Source organism: Pseudooceanicola endophyticus (assembly GCF_018760365.1).
Taxonomy (GTDB): domain Bacteria; phylum Pseudomonadota; class Alphaproteobacteria; order Rhodobacterales; family Rhodobacteraceae; genus Pseudooceanicola; species Pseudooceanicola endophyticus.
On sequence record NZ_JAHIAB010000006.1, the window covers coordinates 59,950 to 75,763 of the forward strand.

A 15,814-nucleotide genomic window follows, 5' to 3' on the forward strand; every position below is an offset into this window, starting at 1 on the left:
GCCTTTTCACGTTCGCGAACCGGAACGGATCAGGTGTTGAACAGGAAGTGCAGCACGTCGCCGTCCTTGACGATGTAGGACTTGCCCTCGGCCCGCATCTTGCCGGCCTCCTTGGCGCCCTGCTCGCCCTTGCCGGAGACGTAATCGTCATAGGCGATGGTCTCGGCACGGATGAAGCCGCGCTCGAAGTCCCCGTGGATGACACCGGCGGCCTGCGGGGCGGCGGTGCCCTGCTTGATCGTCCAGGCGCGCGCTTCCTTCGGACCGACGGTAAAGTAGGTCTCAAGATGCAGCAGGTCGTAGCCGGCGCGGATCAGACGATCCAGCCCCGCCTCTTCCAGCCCCATCTCGCCCAGGAACATCTCGGCTTCCTCGGCGTCGAGCTGAGAGATCTCCTCCTCGATCCGGGCCGAGATCAGCACCGTGCCCGCGCCCTGCTCGGCCGCCATCTTCTCCACTGCGGCAGAGAATGCGTTGCCCTTGGAGGCATCTTCCTCGTTCACGTTGCAGACATAGAGAACCGGCTTGGAGGTCAGCAGCTGGAGCATCTTCCAGGCCTTCAGATCCTCGGCATCGACCTCGACCGTGCGCGCCGGGCGACCGTCCTCGATGGCGGCCTGGGCGGCGGCCAGCAGGCGCTCCTGCTGCTGGGCTTCCTTGTCGTTGCCCTTCAGCTTGCGCACCAGGTTGGCGCGGCGCTTTTCGATGGATTCGAGGTCGGCCAGCATCAGCTCGGTCTCGATCACCTCGGCATCGGCCACGGGATCGACGCGGCCTTCGACATGGGTGATGTCGCCGTCTTCAAAGCAGCGCAGCACATGGGCAATCGCATCGGTCTCGCGGATGTTGGCGAGAAACTGGTTGCCCAGGCCTTCGCCCTTGGAAGCGCCCTTCACCAGACCCGCGATGTCCACGAAGGTCATCCGCGCGGGAATGATGTTCTGGCTGCCGGCGATCTCGGCCAGCACGTCCAGACGCTTGTCCGGCACGTTGACCTCGCCCACGTTGGGCTCGATCGTGCAGAACGGAAAGTTCGCCGCCTGCGCCGCCGCCGTGCGCGTGAGCGCGTTGAAAAGCGTCGATTTGCCGACGTTCGGCAGACCGACGATACCCATTCTGAAGCCCATGGCCTGCTCCTTTCGCCGTTTTGCGCGTCATAGAGGGCGCAGAGAGACGCCGCAAGGCGAAGCTGCTATCATCGGCGCAACCGACACGCACCGGAAAGGGATCGCGATGGCCATCTATCTCTTCTTCGACGGCACCGCCCGCGCGGCAATCGACTTCTACAAGGCAACGCTGGGGGCCGAGGTGAAGGCGCTGATGCCCTTCTCCGACCTCCCCGACGGCACGCCCCTGCCCCCGGGCATGGAGGATCGGGTGATGCATGCGCTGCTGCAGATCGGCGACCAGACGGTGATGATCTCGGACACCATGAGCCCCGAGGCCCAGACCCGCCACAGCGGCTTCAACATGCAGATGTCCCTGCCCGATCCGGAAGAGGCCGCCCGCCTCTTCGCCGCCCTTTCGGAGGGCGGAGAGGTCACCATGGCCTTCGCCCCCACCTTCTGGGCGGCGGGTTTCGGCACCTGCACCGACCGCTTCGGCATCCCCTGGATGGTGAACTGCGACCTTCCCGCGACCTGACCGTTCCTCTTTCCCGAAACATGCCGGGGGAGCGGGCCGCAGGGCCCGCGGGGGCAGCGCCCCCTCCCTGGCCTCTTGCTCTTCCCCGAGGTTTCCGCCAAACCCACAGGCAAAATTCGGGGAAGGACAGCACATGAGCCGCATCGACGCCAGGTTTGCCGAACTGAAGGCCCAGGGCCGCAAGGGTTTCGTCGCCTATATCATGGCCGGGGATCCGGACGAGGCGAAGGCGCTGGAGATCATGAAGGGCATGCCCGCCGCCGGCGTCGACGTGATCGAGCTCGGCCTGCCCTTCACCGATCCGATGGCCGACGGCCCGACGATCCAGCTGGCCGGCCAGCGTGCGCTCGATGCCGGGATGACGCTGGAAAAGACCCTCGCCATGGCGAAGGCCTTCCGCGAGAGCGACGACACCACGCCGATCGTGCTGATGGGCTACTACAACCCGATCTATTCCCGCGGCGTCGCGCGTTTCCTGGTCGAGGCCAGGGCCGCCGGCATCGACGGGCTGATCGTCGTCGATCTGCCCCCCGAGGAAGATGAAGAGCTCTGCCTGCCCGCCCAGGCCGCCGGCATCAACTTCATCCGCCTGGCGACGCCAACCACCGACGACAAGCGCCTGCCCAAGGTGCTGCAGAACACCTCCGGCTTCGTCTACTACGTCTCGGTCACCGGCATCACCGGCGCCGCCGCGGCCCAGTCCGACGCCATCGCCCCCGAGGTGGCCCGCATCAAGGCGAAGACGGACCTGCCCGTCATCGTCGGCTTCGGCGTGCGCACCCCCGACACGGCCCGCTCCGTCGCCGCCGTCGCCGATGGCTGCGTCGTCGGCTCGGCCATCGTGAATGAAATTGCCCAAGGCAAGTCGAGCGATGAGGTCCTCTCCTTCATCGCCGCCCTCGCCGAAGGCGCCCACAGCGCCTGATGGACCTGGTGCGGGGGCTCTGCCCCCGTCTCCTGCGGAGACTCCCCCGGGATATTTACGGCCAGATGATGAAGAGCCGGGGTCCCTGTCATCTGGCCGTAAATATCCCGGAGGGTGAATTGAGCCGCAGGCTCAAGAGGGGGGCAGAGCCCCCCTTTTTCACGCCCGGACGATGACGCAAGAGCAGCTTGTGAGGCTGACTTCAAATTGGTAAAGAATCCTTACCGCTTTTCGAGGAGCCTGCCATGCCCGTAATCACTTGCATCGACGACCTGAAGCGCCTGCACAAGCGCCGCACCCCGAAGATGTTCTACGATTACGCGGAAAGCGGCTCCTGGACGGAACAGACCTTCCGCGAGAACACCTCGGATTTTGAAAAGATCCGCCTGCGACAGCGCGTCGCCGTGGACATGTCGAACCGTACCCTTGCCTCGAAGATGATCGGCCAGGACGTCGCCATGCCGGTGGCCCTGGCCCCCGTCGGGCTGACCGGCATGCAGCGCGCCGATGGCGAGATCAAGGCCGCCCGCGCCGCCGAGGCCTTCGGCGTGCCCTTCACGCTTTCGACCATGTCGATCTGCTCGATCGAGGACGTGGCCGAGCATACCAGCCGACCCTTCTGGTTCCAGCTTTACACCATGAAGGACCAGGACTACCTGCGGCGGCTGATCCAGCGAGCCAAGGATGCGAAATGCTCGGCCCTGGTGATCACGCTCGACCTCCAGATCCTGGGTCAGCGTCACAAGGACCTGAAGAACGGCCTGTCGGCACCGCCGAAGCTGACCCCTGCCGTGATGGCCGACCTCGCCACCAAGTGGACCTGGGGGCTGGAGATGCTGGCCACCAAGCGCCGCAGCTTCGGCAATATCGTCGGACATGCGCAGGGCGTCACCGATCCCTCCTCGCTGTTCTCCTGGACGGCCGAGCAGTTCGACCCCCAGCTCGACTGGAAGAAGATCGAGGAGATCAAGGAGCTCTGGGGCGGCAAGGTGATCCTGAAGGGCATCCTGGATCCGGAAGACGCAAAGATGGCCGCCAAGGTGGGCTGCGACGCGATCCTGGTGTCGAACCACGGCGGGCGGCAGCTGGACGGCGCGATCAGCACCATCCGGGCGCTGGACCCGATCCTGCAGGCCGTCGGCGGCGAGGTCGAGGTGCATCTCGACAGCGGCATCCGCTCGGGCCAGGACGTGTTGAAGGCGCTGGCCATGGGCGCCAGCGGCACCTTCATCGGGCGCTCTTTCATCTACGGCTTGGGTGCCAACGGCGAGGACGGCGTGCGCAGCGCGCTGGAGATCATTGCCAAGGAAATGGACATCTCCATGGCGCTCTGCGGCAAGCGCGACATCAACGAGGTGGACCGCGACTGCCTGCAGATTCCGGAGGGGTTCTCCGGGCAGTGGCAGGGCTGATCAGGCCGGAAAGATCCGGGCCATCTCGGCCTCGAACCGCGCCCAGGTGATCCCGGCGCGGTTCTGCCCGACCCCGTGGTAACGCGAGCGGCCACTGCGCGTCGGCAGGCCGGCCCAGATCCCGGCGAGGTTCTCCATGAACTGCGCGCGCGGCAAGCGCCCCTCAAGGAAATCGGCATAGCCCGCCTGCATCAGCAGAAGGTCCGCCAGCCGGTCCTGCAGGGCCGGATCGAAGACGGCGCGCGGCGGCACCCCCAGCAGCGACAGCAGCTCTTCCAGGGTCGAGGGGATGAACTGGTAGCGCCCGATCGCGTGATCCTGCCCCGGCGTGGCCGCGATCCAGTGACGGATCTCGGCGATGGTCATGCGGCTGGGCGGTTTCGGCGGCGGGCGGGTGGCGGAATAGACCACCGCATCATAGCCTTCGGCCCCGGCCTCGACCCGGGCGATGAGGTGGCGCAGCCGTTCCGCGGGCGACCCCGGCGGCAGCGGCGCAAAGCCCTTGCGGCGGTCCTTCCCGGCGCCCGGGGCCATCGGGGCCGGACGGGGGGCCACCGGCGCGAACAGGCCGCCGGCCAGGCGCCCGGCAAACAGGCTGCCGGCCTCGCCCGCCTCGGCACGCGCCCCGCCGCGATCCTCCAGCATCCGGGAGGCGCCGCCGATCAGCGGAGCCGCGACGGTTTCGAGCGGGCGGGCGGCGGGAAGAAGCGCCCCCTCCCCTGCTGCCAGCGGCAGGACGGAGGAGGCGCGGGAGAGGCCCGCGAGCGCGGCCCAGAGAAGCAGGCCGCACAGCCATGCGGGCATCTGTCGTCGTGTCATTGCAACCTTCTGCCGAATGATCCACGCTCCAGCATCGCGGTCGGAAGTTGAGATTCGGTTGTTCCGCCCGAATTCCGGGCGCCGCCCCCCTTTTGCCTTTCCTTGCGGTAAGAATCCGTGTAAGCGCGCGTGACTTGAACGCGGGCATACAGCCTTGGAGGATGCCCGCCCCATTTAGGAGAGACTAAAATGGCTGGAGAAATTCCTGACCTCGTCGCAGAGGTCCGTGCGGGGACGGGCAAGGGCGCCGCTCGCGCAGCACGTCGTAACGGCATGGTTCCCGGTGTGGTCTACGGCGGCGACGCCGAGCCCCTGGCGATCCAACTGCCCTTCAACGCCCTGCTGAAGAGCCTGAAGCAAGGCCGCTTCCTGGCGACCCTGTTCAACCTGAAGGTCGAAGGCCAGGAAGACGTTCGCGTCATCTGCCGCAGCGTTCAGCGCGACGTCGTCAAGGATCTGCCGACCCACGTCGACTTCCTGCGCCTGCGCCGTACCACCCGCGTTAACCTGCACATCCCCGTCGAGTTCATCAACCACGCGGCCGCCCCCGGCCTGAAGCGTGGCGGTGTGCTGACCGTGGTGCGCGCCGACGTCGACCTGTCGGTCGTGGCCGGTGACATCCCCGAGCACATCTACGTCGACCTGACCGGCAAGCAGATCGGTGACACCATCACCATCTCCCAGGTCGAGCTGCCGGAAGGCGTCAAGCCGACCATCGAGCGCGACTTCGTGATCGCCAACATCACCGCGCCGTCGGGCCTGCAGGCATCTGCGGAAGACGAAGCCGAGGGCGAAGAGGCCTGAGGCCCCTTCCCTTTCGGGATGCATTCAGACGGCCTCCGGCATCCGCCGGGGGCCGTTTTCGTTGCGCGGCTGGACCCTGCGGGCGTTCCCCGCTAGGTCAGGGGCAATCACGCGGAGGTCGTCATGCTGCTTTTCACTGGTCTCGGGAATCCCGGCGCGAAATATGCCGGCAACCGCCACAACATCGGTTTCATGGCGCTGGACCGGATCGCCGAGGATCATGGCTTTTCGCCCTGGCGGGCGAAATTCCAGGGCGAGGTCGCCGAGGGGCGGCTGGGCAGCCAGAAGGTGCTGCTGCTGAAACCCATGACCTACATGAACAATTCGGGCCAGTCGGTGGGCGAGGCGCTGCGGTTCTGGAAACTGGGCCCCGACGCGCTGACGGTCTTCCACGACGAGCTGGACCTGGCGCCGGGCAAGTGCCGCGTCAAGCAGGGCGGCGGCCATGCGGGCCATAACGGACTGCGATCCATCCACCAGCATGTCGGCGCCGAGTACCAGCGGGTGCGCCTGGGCATCGGCCATCCCGGCCACAAGGACCGGGTCGCAGGCTATGTGCTGGCCGATTTCGCCAAGGCCGAGCAGGACTGGCTGGATGACCTGCTGCGCGGCATCTCGGACGGGGCGGCGGCCCTGGCCGCAGGTGATGCCGGCAAGTTCCAGAATGCCGTGGCGCTGCGGGTGAACCCGCCGCGCAGCTCCGGCGGGGCCGGCGGACCGAGCGGCGGACCCAACGGGGGAACGGCCAAGGGTCCGCAAGCGGGTCCCGCGAAGCCGCCGAAACCGGACGCGGCGCCGAAACAGGCGACCGAGGACACCCGATCGCCGCTGGAAAGGCTGCGCGACTGGTTCAGCTGAAAGGTCGCGGGCAGTGGCCTCGTGATTTCCGCAGCTTTATGATAGGCTTCGGGGACGCGGACCAGCGAGGAGCCATTGCCATGATCCCAAGAGCCCCCTCCGTCAACGTGCTGGGCACGGAGCTGGAAGCCTGTTCCCGGGACCCGGTGACCGGCTTTTTCCGGGACGGGCACTGCAACACCTGCGCCCAGGATACCGGCAGCCACACCGTCTGCGCGGTGATGACGGACGAGTTCCTGGCCTTCTCGAAATATGTCGGCAACGACCTGAGCACGCCGCGCCCCGAGTACCAGTTCCAGGGGCTGAAATCCGGCGACCGCTGGTGCCTCTGCGCCGCGCGCTTCCTGCAGGCCCATGACGAGGGTTGCGCGCCGCTGGTGCGGCTGGCCGCAACCCATGCCCGGGCGCTGGAAGTGGTGCCCATGGAGGTGCTGGCACTCTATTCCGAGGACCCGGCCCAGGGGGGCGCGCGGGAGGGCTGAGGGGGGAGCCGTCGGCCGGGTTGGATAGGATCGGGATCGGGATCGAGCGTTCAGGGGGCGCCGCCCCCTCTTGCGCCCGGGCGGGCGCAATTCACCCCCGGGATATTTCCGGCCAGATGAGAGAGCGCCGCGGGCTCAGCTGGTGCCCTCGGTGCGAATATGCAGCGTGGCGCCGCAATGCTTGCAATGCACCGCATCTGCATCATGCAGCACCAGGCCGCAGACCTCGCATTCCTCGCGGACCTTGACCGGGCGGATCACCACCTGGACCAGGCGCAGGAACAGCGTGACGCCGAAGATCATCACCGCCACCGACAGAAGATGCCCGCCGGAGCCCTTCAGGGTGATGTCGCCGAAGCCCGTGGTGGTGAGCGTGGTGACCGTGAAATAGAGCGCGTCGGCATAGTTGCGGATATCGGGGTTCACGCGCTCCTGCGTGGCATAGATGAGCCCGGTCATGATGAAGAGGAAGACACCGAGGTTCACCGTGGCCTGGATGACATCCTCGTTCTCGCGGAAGAAGCGGAAGTCCTGGCGCAGCCGCGCCAGCAGCTGGTAGCTGCGCAGCAGGCGCAGCGTGCGCAGCACCCTGAGGAAGCCCAGGGCATCGCCCGTCACCGGCGCCAGGAAGGAGAGGATCGAGACCAGATCCGCCAGCGTTGCGGGGCGGATCAGGAAGCGCAGGCGGCGCGGCTCGATTGCGAAGCGGGCCAGGACATCGGCCAGGATCAGAAGGCCGAGGACCAGGTCCGCGGTCTCCATCCAGGGCGCGCGCGGGAAGAAGGAGGTGACGATGACGAAGAGCACCGTCGCCAGATCGAAGGCCAGCAGGGCATAGCGGAAGCGGTGCCCCCGGACGGTGTCGCCTTCGTAGAGCGCGTGAAGCGTCTTGCGCATGGGTCCCTCTCTCTTCCGGATATGCGAAGGGCCCCGGCGATGCGGGGCCCCTGAAGCGGTTCGCGATGGCCCGTTACTCGGCGGTGCGCCCTTCCGAGGCCATGCCGGTGTCGCCCATGTCGAAGCCGAGGTATTTCGCCACGGTGAAGACATCCTTGTCGCCGCGCCCGCACATGTTCATGACGATGATGTGGTCCTTGGGCAGGGTCGGTGCGATCTTGATCACATGGGCCAGCGCATGGGAGGGCTCCAGCGCGGGGATGATGCCTTCGGTGCGGCAGGAGACCTGGAAGGCCTCGAGCGCCTCCTTGTCGGTGATCGAGACATATTCCGCGCGGCCCACGTCATGCAGCCAGGCGTGTTCCGGGCCGATGCCGGGATAGTCGAGACCCGCCGAGATCGAGGAGCCTTCGAGGATCTGGCCGTCTTCGTCCTGCAGCAGATAGGTGCGGTTACCGTGCAGCACGCCGGGGCGCCCGCCGGTCAGAGAAGCGCAGTGTTCCATCTTCTCGTCCACGCCCTTGCCGCCGGCCTCGACGCCGATGATGCGGACGGAGGGGTCGTTCAGGAACGGGTAGAACAGGCCGATGGCATTGGAGCCCCCGCCGATCGCCGCGATCACCGTGTCGGGAAGACGGCCCTCGCCCTCCTGCTCGGCGAGCTGCCAGCGGACTTCCTTGCCGATGATCGACTGGAAATCGCGCACCATCGCCGGATAGGGATGCGGCCCGGCGGCGGTGCCGATGCAGTAGAAGGTGTCCTGCACGTTGGTCACCCAGTCGCGCAGCGCGTCGTTCATCGCATCCTTCAGGGTGCCGCGACCGGAGCGCACGGGGATCACCTCGGCGCCCAGAAGGCGCATGCGGAAGACGTTGGGGGCCTGGCGTTCCACGTCGTGGGCGCCCATGTAGACCACGCATTTCAGGCCGAACTTGGCGCAGACGGTGGCGGTGGCCACGCCGTGCTGGCCGGCGCCGGTTTCCGCCAGGATCCGGGTCTTGCCCATGCGGCGCGCCAGGATGATCTGGCCCAGCACGTTGTTGATCTTGTGGGCGCCGGTGTGGTTGAGTTCATCGCGCTTGAAGTAGATCTTGGCGCCGCCCAGCTCTTCTGTCAGGCGGGGCGCGAAGTAGAGCGGGCTGGGGCGACCGACATAGTGCTTCCAGAGGTCGTCCATCTCGGCCCAGAAGGTCGGGTCGGTCTTCGCCTTCTCGTATTCCGCCTCCAGATCCAGGATCAGCGGCATCAGGGTTTCGGACACGAACCGTCCGCCGAAGGTGCCGAAACGCCCCTTCTCGTCCGGGCCGGTCATGAAGCTGTTGAAGAGATCATCCATGGGGGCCTCCTGCGCGCGATGGTGGGCCAGCTGTAGCGTCCCGGGGGGGGATGGGCAAGCTTTCGGGGGGAGGGAGAGGACCGGGAGGCGCCACAAGGGGGGCGCTGCCCCCGTCGCGGCTGTGCCGCGCCTCCCCCGGCATATTTGCGGAAAGATGAAGGGATCAGAGCCGCGGGGGCCGGGGCGCCGTCGCGGCACTGACGAAGGCGCGGATCGTGTCCGGAGCCTTGCGGCCCGGCGCGCTTTCGACGCCGGAGGAGACATCGACCTGGGTGGCGCCGGTCAGGCGGATCGCCTCGGCCACGTTCTCGGGGGTGAGGCCCCCGGCCAGCATCCAGGGCTTGCTCCAGCGGTAGCCGGCCAGCAGGCGCCAGTCGAAGGCCAGGCCGTTGCCGCCGGGCAGGTCGGCATGTTTCGGCGGTTTCGCATCGACCAGCAGCTGGTCGGCAACCTTCGCATAGGCGTCGAGCTGGGCCAGGTCCTCGGCATCGGCGATGCCCACGGCCTTCATCACCGGCAGGCCGGTGCGGGCGCGGATCTCGGCCACGCGCGCGGGGGTTTCCTGGCCGTGCAGCTGGATCATGTCGAGCGGCACCTGGTCATGCACCGCATCCAGCAGCGCATCGCCCGGGTTCACCAGCAGCGCGACCTTGGCAAGGCCCGGCGGGGCTTCCAGCGCCAGGGCGCGGGCGGTGTCGATGGAGATGTTGCGCGGGCTTTTCGGGAAGAACACAAGGCCCATGTAGGCCGCCCCGGAGGCCGCCACGGCGGCGACATCCTCGGGGCGGGTCAGGCCGCAGATCTTCACGCGGACCGTGGCGCCGGCCTTCGGGGCCGACGGCGCGGGATCGACAAGGACCGGCATGGCGTCAGTCGAGCAGGGCCAGGACGTCGTCCTTGCCCTTGTGCTTCTCGCCCTTCAGGCGGCGCACCTCGCGCTGCAACTTGTTGGCTTCCTTGCCCTGGCGGCGGGCCTCGACGCGGTGCTTATGCTCGCGCATCCATTCCCAGAAGAAGCCGATCAGCAGGCCGACGATGATGCTGAGCACGATCACCACGAAAAGCGGCAGGTTGATCGACTGGTTCAGCCCGATGATGTCCGCCAGCCCCTGCGGCAGCAGGGTCAGCGTCACCATCTGGCGGTTGCCGAGGGCGATCGAGATCAGGACGATGGCCAGAACGGCCATGAAGGCGGCACGAATGTATTTCATCAGGCGTTTCCGTTCAGTCGGTCGCGCAGCAGCTTGCCGGTCTTGAAGAAGGGAACATGCTTCTCCTCGACATCGACGGCTTCGCCGGTGCGCGGGTTGCGGCCCGTGCGGGCGTCGCGCTGCTTCACCGAGAAGGCCCCGAAGCCGCGCAGTTCGACGCGGTTGCCCTTGGCCATGGCCTCGGTGATCTCCTCGAAGATGGTGTTCACGATCCGCTCCACATCGCGCTGATAGAGATGCGGGTTTTCGTCGGCAATCTTCTGGATCAGTTCAGAACGGATCATCTTTGGCAGTCTCCCCCGAGGCCTGTAAGGACTTTCACCTGATCAGACTATATGAGCTTTCTTTGCGCACGGGAACATCCTCTTCCGTCGCAGGATCCCGGAATCCGCAAGAAAAACCACCACTTCGGCGGAATCCGGGGGCGCAGACGCCTGCGGTTTGCGCGAATGCCCGCCGAAACCGGGGCGAAACCCGTCGCCGGGCATGATTCGCAATGATTTCAAATCCCTGCCCCACCCAGCTTTGGCTCCGGGCCCAGGCGTCCGCCCCTGCCCCGCCGGAAACGAAAACGGCCCCGGGATGAACCCGGGGCCGTTCCGTTGACTTGCGTCAGGCGGGATCGCCTCAGTTGTCGCCCTTCAGGGCCGCACCGAGGATATCGCCCAGCGACGCGCCGGAGACGGAGGAACCGTACTGTTCGACGGCCTCTTTCTCTTCCGCGATTTCGCGGGCCTTGATCGACAGGCCCAGGCGACGCGAACGCGAGTCGACGTTGGTGACGCGGACGTCAACCTTGTCGCCGACGTTAAAGCGCTCGGGGCGCTGGTCGGCACGTTCACGCGACAGGTCGGAGCGGCGGATGAAGGACTTCATGCCTTCGTATTCCACTTCGACGCCGCCTTCTTCGATGGCGGTGACGTTGACGGTGATGATGTCACCGCGCTTCACGCCGCCAACGGCCTCAGCGAACTTGTCGCCGCCGACGTTCTTGATGGAGAGCGAGATGCGCTCCTTCTCGATGTCGACTTCGGAGACAACGGCCTGAACCATGTCGCCCTTGCGGTAGTTCTGGATGGCATCTTCGCCACGCTCGTCCCAGGACAGGTCGGAGAGGTGAACCATGCCGTCGATGTCGCCCGGCAGGCCGACGAACAGACCGAATTCGGTGATGTTCTTGACTTCGCCCTCGACAACGGTGCCTTCCGGGTGGGTCTCGGAGAAGACTTCCCACGGGTTGCGCATGGTCTGCTTGAGGCCCAGCGAAACGCGGCGCTTGGCCTGGTCGATTTCCAGGACCATGACGTCGACTTCCTGCGAGGTCGAGACGATCTTGCCGGGGTGCACGTTCTTCTTGGTCCAGGACATCTCGGAGACGTGGACCAGACCTTCGACACCGGGCTCCAGTTCGACGAATGCACCGTAGTCGGTGATGTTCGTGACGCGGCCGGCGTGGACGGAGGACAGCGGGTACTTGGCGGCAACCAGATCCCACGGATCTTCCTGCAGCTGCTTCATGCCGAGGGAGATACGGTGGGTGTCCTTGTTGATCTTGATGACCTGGACCTTCACGGTCTCGCCGATCGACAGGATCTCGGACGGGTGGTTGACACGGCGCCATGCCATGTCGGTGACGTGCAGCAGGCCGTCGACGCCGCCGAGGTCGACGAAGGCGCCGTACTCGGTGATGTTTTTGACGACGCCCTCGACAGCCTGGCCTTCGGTCAGGTTGGCGATGACTTCAGCGCGCTGCTCGGCACGCGATTCTTCCAGGATTGCACGACGCGAGACAACGATGTTGCCACGACGACGGTCCATCTTGAGGATCTGGAACGGCTGCTTGAGACCCATGAGCGGGCCGGCGTCGCGCACGGGGCGGACATCGACCTGGGAACCCGGCAGGAACGCAACGGCACCGCCGAGGTCGACCGTGAAGCCGCCCTTGACGCGACCGAAGATCGCACCTTCGACGCGCTGGTCGTCGGCATATGCTTTTTCCAGGCGGTCCCATGCTTCTTCGCGGCGCGCCATCTCGCGGGAGATGACAGCTTCGCCACGGGCGTTCTCGGCAGCGCGAAGGTAAACTTCGACTTCGTCGCCGACAGCGATTTCAGGGGCTTCGCCGGGGTTAGCGAATTCTTTCAGATCAACGCGGCCTTCCATCTTGTAGCCGACGTCGATGATGGCCTGGCCCGCTTCAACAGCGATCACCTTGCCTTTGACAACCGAACCTTCGTTCGGAGTGTCCATTTCGAAGCTTTCGTTCAGGAGGGCTTCGAATTCCTCCATCGTGGTGTTCTGAGCCATGAGGTCTCTGGGTTCCTAACTATGTGCTATACTGGCCGAGCGGTTGTCTCCGCCGGTCTTGGAATTGGTCATCTGAGCTGCCGCAATACAAAGAGGGCCGAAAGAGTGTTCCGACCCTGCTCGTCCCTGCATCGCGGCTTTTGCGCCTTGTCGACGGGGGCTCATTAGCGGCGTGGGGCCTGCAAATCAAGGAAAAAGGGCAGGACGGGGCCGGTTGTGCCGGCCGCCGCCCACGCGCCCCGGGGGACTCAGCCGATCTCGGTGACGAACTCGGACATCGGTTTGCGCACCTTGGCCATCGGGTAAAGCCAGTCGCCCTCGGTGTCGCGGGTGCCCAGCGGCAGCAGCACGACGCTGCGCAGGCCCTGCGCGCGCAGGCCCAGGATCTCGTCCACGGTGGCGGCATCGAAGCCGCCCATCGGGGTGCTGTCGACCTCAAGCTCGGCGGCAGCGGCCAGCGCGAAGCCCAGCCCGATGAAGGCCTGGTTGGCGGCATGGGCAAAGTTCGCCTCCGTGTCGCGCGACAGCAGGCGTTCTTTCAGGCGGTCGTAATAGAGGGTGATGCCCTCGCTCTTGCCGCGCGCGGCCTCGATGTCGGCGACGGTGTCGTCGATGCGGGCCTCGGTGAAGTCGTCCCAGGCGGCGAAGACCAGCAGGTGCGAGCATTCGGTGACCTGCGGCTGATCCATGGCGGCGGGGCGCAGGCGCGCGCGCAGCTCGGGATCGCGGATCAGGAAGACCCGGAAGGCCTGGATGCCGCTGGAGGTCGGCGCCATGCGGATCGCCTCGAGGATCTGCGCGATCTTCTCCTCGGGCACCGGGCGCGAGGGGTCCATCTTCTTGGTGGCGTAGCGCCAGTTCAGTCGGTCAAGGAACATGTTGGGGGTCCGTTTGCTGCGTCTGCGCGCAACATGGCCCCGCACGATCCCCGTTCCAAGAGGGGGCGGGGCGCGGAAACGCCACGACATCCCGCCGCATTTCCCTTTCAAGGCAATGCCTTCAATCCCCCCGTGCATTCCGGAAGACCCGGCTGCGCATGGCCGCAGGGGCTCAGGCGCGGCGTGCCTCGATCTGGGCGCAGGCGGCAGCGACGGCGGCCTCGATGGTCATGGTGCTGGTGTCGATCAGCACGGCATCCTCGGCCGCCTTCATCGGTGCCGAGGCCCGGGCCGCATCGCGGGCATCGCGTTCGCGCAGCTCGGCCAGCACCCCTTCGAAGGTGACGTCATGCCCCTGCCCCAACATCTCTTCGTAGCGGCGCTGCGCCCGCACCTCGTCGGAGGCGGTGACGAAAAGCTTCACCTCAGCCTCGGGGCAGATCACCGTGCCGATGTCGCGCCCGTCCAGCACCGCGCCGCCCTGACGGCGGGCGAAGGCGCGCTGGAAATCGACCAGCGCCGCGCGGACCTCGGGGATGGCGGCCACCTGGGAGGCGGCCCGCGCCACGTCGGGACTGCGCAGATCGGGGCGCGCCAGATCCTCGGGCGTCAGGCTGCGGGCGGCCTCGATGGCTTCCAGCCCTTCCAGCAGCCGCGCCCCGGTGGCCCGGTAGAGCAGCCCGGTGTCGAGATGGGCCAGCCCGAAGGCCTCGGCCACGGCCCGGCTGATGGTGCCCTTGCCGGCCGCTGCCGGCCCGTCGATCGCCACGGTCAAACGCATGTCACTCTCTACCCTACGCATATTCTGAAATGTCTTTGGAGCGGGAAGTAAGCATCCTTCCGCCGCCCTGTCGAGGCGGTGACGTGTCGCCTATGCGGAAGCCTGCCCAAGGGATGCACCGAGCCCGGTCATCAGCGCCCCGAACTCCGGGAAGGAGGTGGCGATGGCGCGCCCGTCATCCACCGTCACCGGCGCCTGCGCGGCCAGCCCGAGGCAGAGGAAGGACATGGCGATGCGATGATCGAGGAAAGTCCGGACCGTCGCACCGCCGGGCACGCCGCCGGCACCGCGACCGGCGACCTGCCACCAGTCAGGGCCGGTTTCCACCGTCACGCCGCAGGCGCTCAGCCCTTCGGCCATGGCCGCGATCCGGTCGCTTTCCTTGACGCGCAGCTCGCTCACGCCGGGCATCTCGGTCACGCCGCTGGCGCAGGCCGCGACCACCGAGAGGATCGGGTATTCGTCGATCATCGCGGCGGCCCGTTCGGCCGGCACGGCGATGCCGCGCAGGTCGGGGGAATAGCGGGCGCGCAGATCGGCCACCGGCTCTCCGCCCTCGTCGCGGGGGTTTTCGAAGCTCAGGTCCGCGCCCATCTCGCGCAGGGTCTCGTACAGGCCGCCGCGGGTCGGGTTGAGGCCGATGCCCGGCACCAGCACCTCCGAGCCCGGTACGATCAGCGCGGCGCAGACGGCGAAGGCCGCCGAAGAGGGATCGCGCGGCACGGCAAGGCGCTGCGGGCGCAGCTCCGACTGGCCGGTCAGGGTGATGACGCGGCCCTCGGGGGTGTCCTCGGTGCGGATCCGGGCGCCGAACGCCGTCAGCATCCGTTCGGTATGGTCGCGGGTGGGGGTGGGTTCGATCACCACCGTTTCCCCGGGGGTGTTGAGGCCGGCCAGCAGCACGGCGCTTTTCACCTGCGCCGAGGCGACGGGCAGCCTGTAGCGCACCGGCACCGGCGCGCGGGCCCCGACCAGGGTCATCGGCAGGCGCCCGCGGGAGCGGCCATGGGCCTGCGCCCCGAAGAGGGCCAGCGGATCGGTGATGCGGCCCATGGGACGGCTGTTGAGGCTGGCATCCCCGGTGAAGGTCGCCCTGATCGGACAGGTCGCCATGGCGCCCATGATCAGCCGCACGCCGGTGCCGGAATTGCCGCAGTCGATCACCTGGTCGGGCTCGGCAAAGCCGCCGGTGCCGGTGCCGTGGACGGACCAGCGGCCGGGGGCCTGGCGGGTCACCTCGGCGCCGAAGGCCCGCATGGCCGCGGCGGTGTGCAGCACGTCCTCGCCTTCCAGCGGGCCGGTGATCCGGGTTTCGCCCACCGAGAGGGCGCCCAGGATCAGCGCACGGTGGCTGACCGACTTGTCGCCGGGAATCGCGGCGGTGCCGGAGAGCGGCCCAGAAGGCCGGGCGGTCATCGGAACGGGAGTGCCGGGGGCGGTCATGGGATCTCCTCAAGCGG

At 67.0% G+C, this 15,814-nt stretch carries 17 protein-coding genes; 6 read left to right on the forward strand and 11 right to left on the reverse strand.

Annotation, left to right across the window (positions count from 1 at the left end; translation table 11 throughout):
• Positions 1-29: 29 nt before the first annotated feature.
• Positions 30-1,127: a redox-regulated ATPase YchF gene (ychF, locus tag KM176_RS11845; protein ID WP_160894386.1), complete on the reverse strand. Its 1,098-nt coding sequence runs from the start codon at positions 1,125-1,127 to the stop codon at positions 30-32.
• Between the two features lie 106 nt (positions 1,128-1,233).
• Here ychF and KM176_RS11850 point away from each other — a divergent pair, with 106 nt between their 5' ends.
• The 3 genes from KM176_RS11850 to KM176_RS11860 all read left to right on the forward strand — a co-directional run bounded on the left by KM176_RS11850 (position 1,234) and on the right by KM176_RS11860 (position 3,981).
• A complete protein-coding gene (locus KM176_RS11850) occupies positions 1,234-1,644 on the forward strand; it encodes a VOC family protein (RefSeq protein WP_202397809.1) in 411 nt (136 codons plus the stop codon).
• Between the two features lie 133 nt (positions 1,645-1,777).
• Positions 1,778-2,569 (forward strand): tryptophan synthase subunit alpha, encoded by a 792-nt coding sequence (trpA, locus tag KM176_RS11855; protein ID WP_160894387.1) that lies wholly within the window; start codon positions 1,778-1,780, stop codon positions 2,567-2,569.
• A gap of 245 nt (positions 2,570-2,814) precedes the next feature.
• Positions 2,815-3,981, forward strand: coding sequence for an alpha-hydroxy acid oxidase (locus KM176_RS11860; RefSeq protein ID WP_160894388.1), 1,167 nt, complete (start codon positions 2,815-2,817; stop codon positions 3,979-3,981).
• Here the strand turns inward: KM176_RS11860 and KM176_RS11865 are convergent, their stop codons facing one another.
• A complete protein-coding gene (locus tag KM176_RS11865; protein WP_160894389.1) occupies positions 3,982-4,800 on the reverse strand; it encodes a lysozyme family protein in 819 nt (272 codons plus the stop codon).
• A 189-nt stretch (positions 4,801-4,989) separates the two neighbouring features.
• Between KM176_RS11865 and KM176_RS11870 the strand changes: the two genes are divergently transcribed.
• From KM176_RS11870 to KM176_RS11880, 3 genes are all read left to right on the forward strand, one after another.
• Positions 4,990-5,604 carry a 50S ribosomal protein L25/general stress protein Ctc gene (locus tag KM176_RS11870; protein ID WP_160894390.1) on the forward strand — a complete coding sequence of 205 codons (615 nt, stop codon included), beginning with the start codon at positions 4,990-4,992 and terminating at the stop codon, positions 5,602-5,604.
• A gap of 123 nt (positions 5,605-5,727) precedes the next feature.
• Complete coding sequence (pth, locus tag KM176_RS11875) at positions 5,728-6,462, forward strand: aminoacyl-tRNA hydrolase (RefSeq protein ID WP_160894391.1); 735 nt, start codon at positions 5,728-5,730, stop codon at positions 6,460-6,462.
• Positions 6,463-6,542: 80 nt separating this feature from the next.
• The gene (locus KM176_RS11880) at positions 6,543-6,944 is read left to right on the forward strand and encodes a DUF2237 family protein (protein ID WP_160894392.1); all 402 of its coding nucleotides are present in this window, start codon (positions 6,543-6,545) and stop codon (positions 6,942-6,944) included.
• A gap of 135 nt (positions 6,945-7,079) precedes the next feature.
• On the opposite strand, the gene KM176_RS11885 is transcribed toward KM176_RS11880, so the two are convergent.
• From KM176_RS11885 to aroA, 9 genes are all read right to left on the reverse strand, one after another.
• Positions 7,080-7,841 carry an ion transporter gene (locus KM176_RS11885; RefSeq protein ID WP_160894393.1) on the reverse strand — a complete coding sequence of 254 codons (762 nt, stop codon included), beginning with the start codon at positions 7,839-7,841 and terminating at the stop codon, positions 7,080-7,082.
• A gap of 73 nt (positions 7,842-7,914) precedes the next feature.
• Complete coding sequence (gene trpB, locus KM176_RS11890; protein ID WP_160894394.1) at positions 7,915-9,177, reverse strand: tryptophan synthase subunit beta; 1,263 nt, start codon at positions 9,175-9,177, stop codon at positions 7,915-7,917.
• Between the two features lie 163 nt (positions 9,178-9,340).
• Positions 9,341-10,042 carry a phosphoribosylanthranilate isomerase gene (locus KM176_RS11895; protein WP_160894395.1) on the reverse strand — a complete coding sequence of 234 codons (702 nt, stop codon included), beginning with the start codon at positions 10,040-10,042 and terminating at the stop codon, positions 9,341-9,343.
• Positions 10,043-10,046: 4 nt separating this feature from the next.
• Positions 10,047-10,388, reverse strand: coding sequence for a lipopolysaccharide assembly protein LapA domain-containing protein (locus KM176_RS11900; RefSeq protein ID WP_202397810.1), 342 nt, complete (start codon positions 10,386-10,388; stop codon positions 10,047-10,049).
• Positions 10,388-10,672 (reverse strand): integration host factor subunit beta, encoded by a 285-nt coding sequence (ihfB, locus tag KM176_RS11905; RefSeq protein ID WP_160894396.1) that lies wholly within the window; start codon positions 10,670-10,672, stop codon positions 10,388-10,390. The genes KM176_RS11900 and ihfB overlap by 1 nt, the downstream gene beginning before the upstream one ends.
• A 343-nt stretch (positions 10,673-11,015) precedes the next feature.
• Complete coding sequence (gene rpsA / locus KM176_RS11910; protein WP_160894397.1) at positions 11,016-12,695, reverse strand: 30S ribosomal protein S1; 1,680 nt, start codon at positions 12,693-12,695, stop codon at positions 11,016-11,018.
• Between the two features lie 248 nt (positions 12,696-12,943).
• On the reverse strand, positions 12,944-13,573 hold the full coding sequence (locus KM176_RS11915; protein WP_160894398.1) for a nitroreductase family protein: 630 nt from the start codon (positions 13,571-13,573) through the stop codon (positions 12,944-12,946).
• A 172-nt stretch (positions 13,574-13,745) separates the two neighbouring features.
• Positions 13,746-14,354 (reverse strand): (d)CMP kinase, encoded by a 609-nt coding sequence (locus KM176_RS11920; protein ID WP_160894399.1) that lies wholly within the window; start codon positions 14,352-14,354, stop codon positions 13,746-13,748.
• 90 nt (positions 14,355-14,444) lie between these two features.
• Complete coding sequence (aroA, locus tag KM176_RS11925; protein ID WP_160894400.1) at positions 14,445-15,797, reverse strand: 3-phosphoshikimate 1-carboxyvinyltransferase; 1,353 nt, start codon at positions 15,795-15,797, stop codon at positions 14,445-14,447.
• Between the last annotated feature and the right edge of the window lie 17 nt (positions 15,798-15,814).

Excerpts from the sequence above, each read along its gene's own strand:
- ychF (WP_160894386.1), bottom strand. The coding sequence starts at position 1,127 with ATGGGCTTCAGAATGGGTATCGTCGGTCTGCCGAACGTCGGCAAATCG.
- KM176_RS11850 (WP_202397809.1), top strand. The coding sequence starts at position 1,234 with ATGGCCATCTATCTCTTCTTCGACGGCACCGCCCGCGCGGCAATCGAC.
- trpA (WP_160894387.1), top strand. The coding sequence starts at position 1,778 with ATGAGCCGCATCGACGCCAGGTTTGCCGAACTGAAGGCCCAGGGCCGC.
- KM176_RS11860 (WP_160894388.1), top strand. The coding sequence starts at position 2,815 with ATGCCCGTAATCACTTGCATCGACGACCTGAAGCGCCTGCACAAGCGC.
- KM176_RS11865 (WP_160894389.1), bottom strand. The coding sequence starts at position 4,800 with ATGACACGACGACAGATGCCCGCATGGCTGTGCGGCCTGCTTCTCTGG.
- KM176_RS11870 (WP_160894390.1), top strand. The coding sequence starts at position 4,990 with ATGGCTGGAGAAATTCCTGACCTCGTCGCAGAGGTCCGTGCGGGGACG.
- pth (WP_160894391.1), top strand. The coding sequence starts at position 5,728 with ATGCTGCTTTTCACTGGTCTCGGGAATCCCGGCGCGAAATATGCCGGC.
- KM176_RS11880 (WP_160894392.1), top strand. The coding sequence starts at position 6,543 with ATGATCCCAAGAGCCCCCTCCGTCAACGTGCTGGGCACGGAGCTGGAA.
- KM176_RS11885 (WP_160894393.1), bottom strand. The coding sequence starts at position 7,841 with ATGCGCAAGACGCTTCACGCGCTCTACGAAGGCGACACCGTCCGGGGG.
- trpB (WP_160894394.1), bottom strand. The coding sequence starts at position 9,177 with ATGGATGATCTCTTCAACAGCTTCATGACCGGCCCGGACGAGAAGGGG.
- KM176_RS11895 (WP_160894395.1), bottom strand. The coding sequence starts at position 10,042 with ATGCCGGTCCTTGTCGATCCCGCGCCGTCGGCCCCGAAGGCCGGCGCC.
- KM176_RS11900 (WP_202397810.1), bottom strand. The coding sequence starts at position 10,388 with ATGAAATACATTCGTGCCGCCTTCATGGCCGTTCTGGCCATCGTCCTG.
- ihfB (WP_160894396.1), bottom strand. The coding sequence starts at position 10,672 with ATGATCCGTTCTGAACTGATCCAGAAGATTGCCGACGAAAACCCGCAT.
- rpsA (WP_160894397.1), bottom strand. The coding sequence starts at position 12,695 with ATGGCTCAGAACACCACGATGGAGGAATTCGAAGCCCTCCTGAACGAA.
- KM176_RS11915 (WP_160894398.1), bottom strand. The coding sequence starts at position 13,573 with ATGTTCCTTGACCGACTGAACTGGCGCTACGCCACCAAGAAGATGGAC.
- KM176_RS11920 (WP_160894399.1), bottom strand. The coding sequence starts at position 14,354 with ATGCGTTTGACCGTGGCGATCGACGGGCCGGCAGCGGCCGGCAAGGGC.
- aroA (WP_160894400.1), bottom strand. The coding sequence starts at position 15,797 with ATGACCGCCCCCGGCACTCCCGTTCCGATGACCGCCCGGCCTTCTGGG.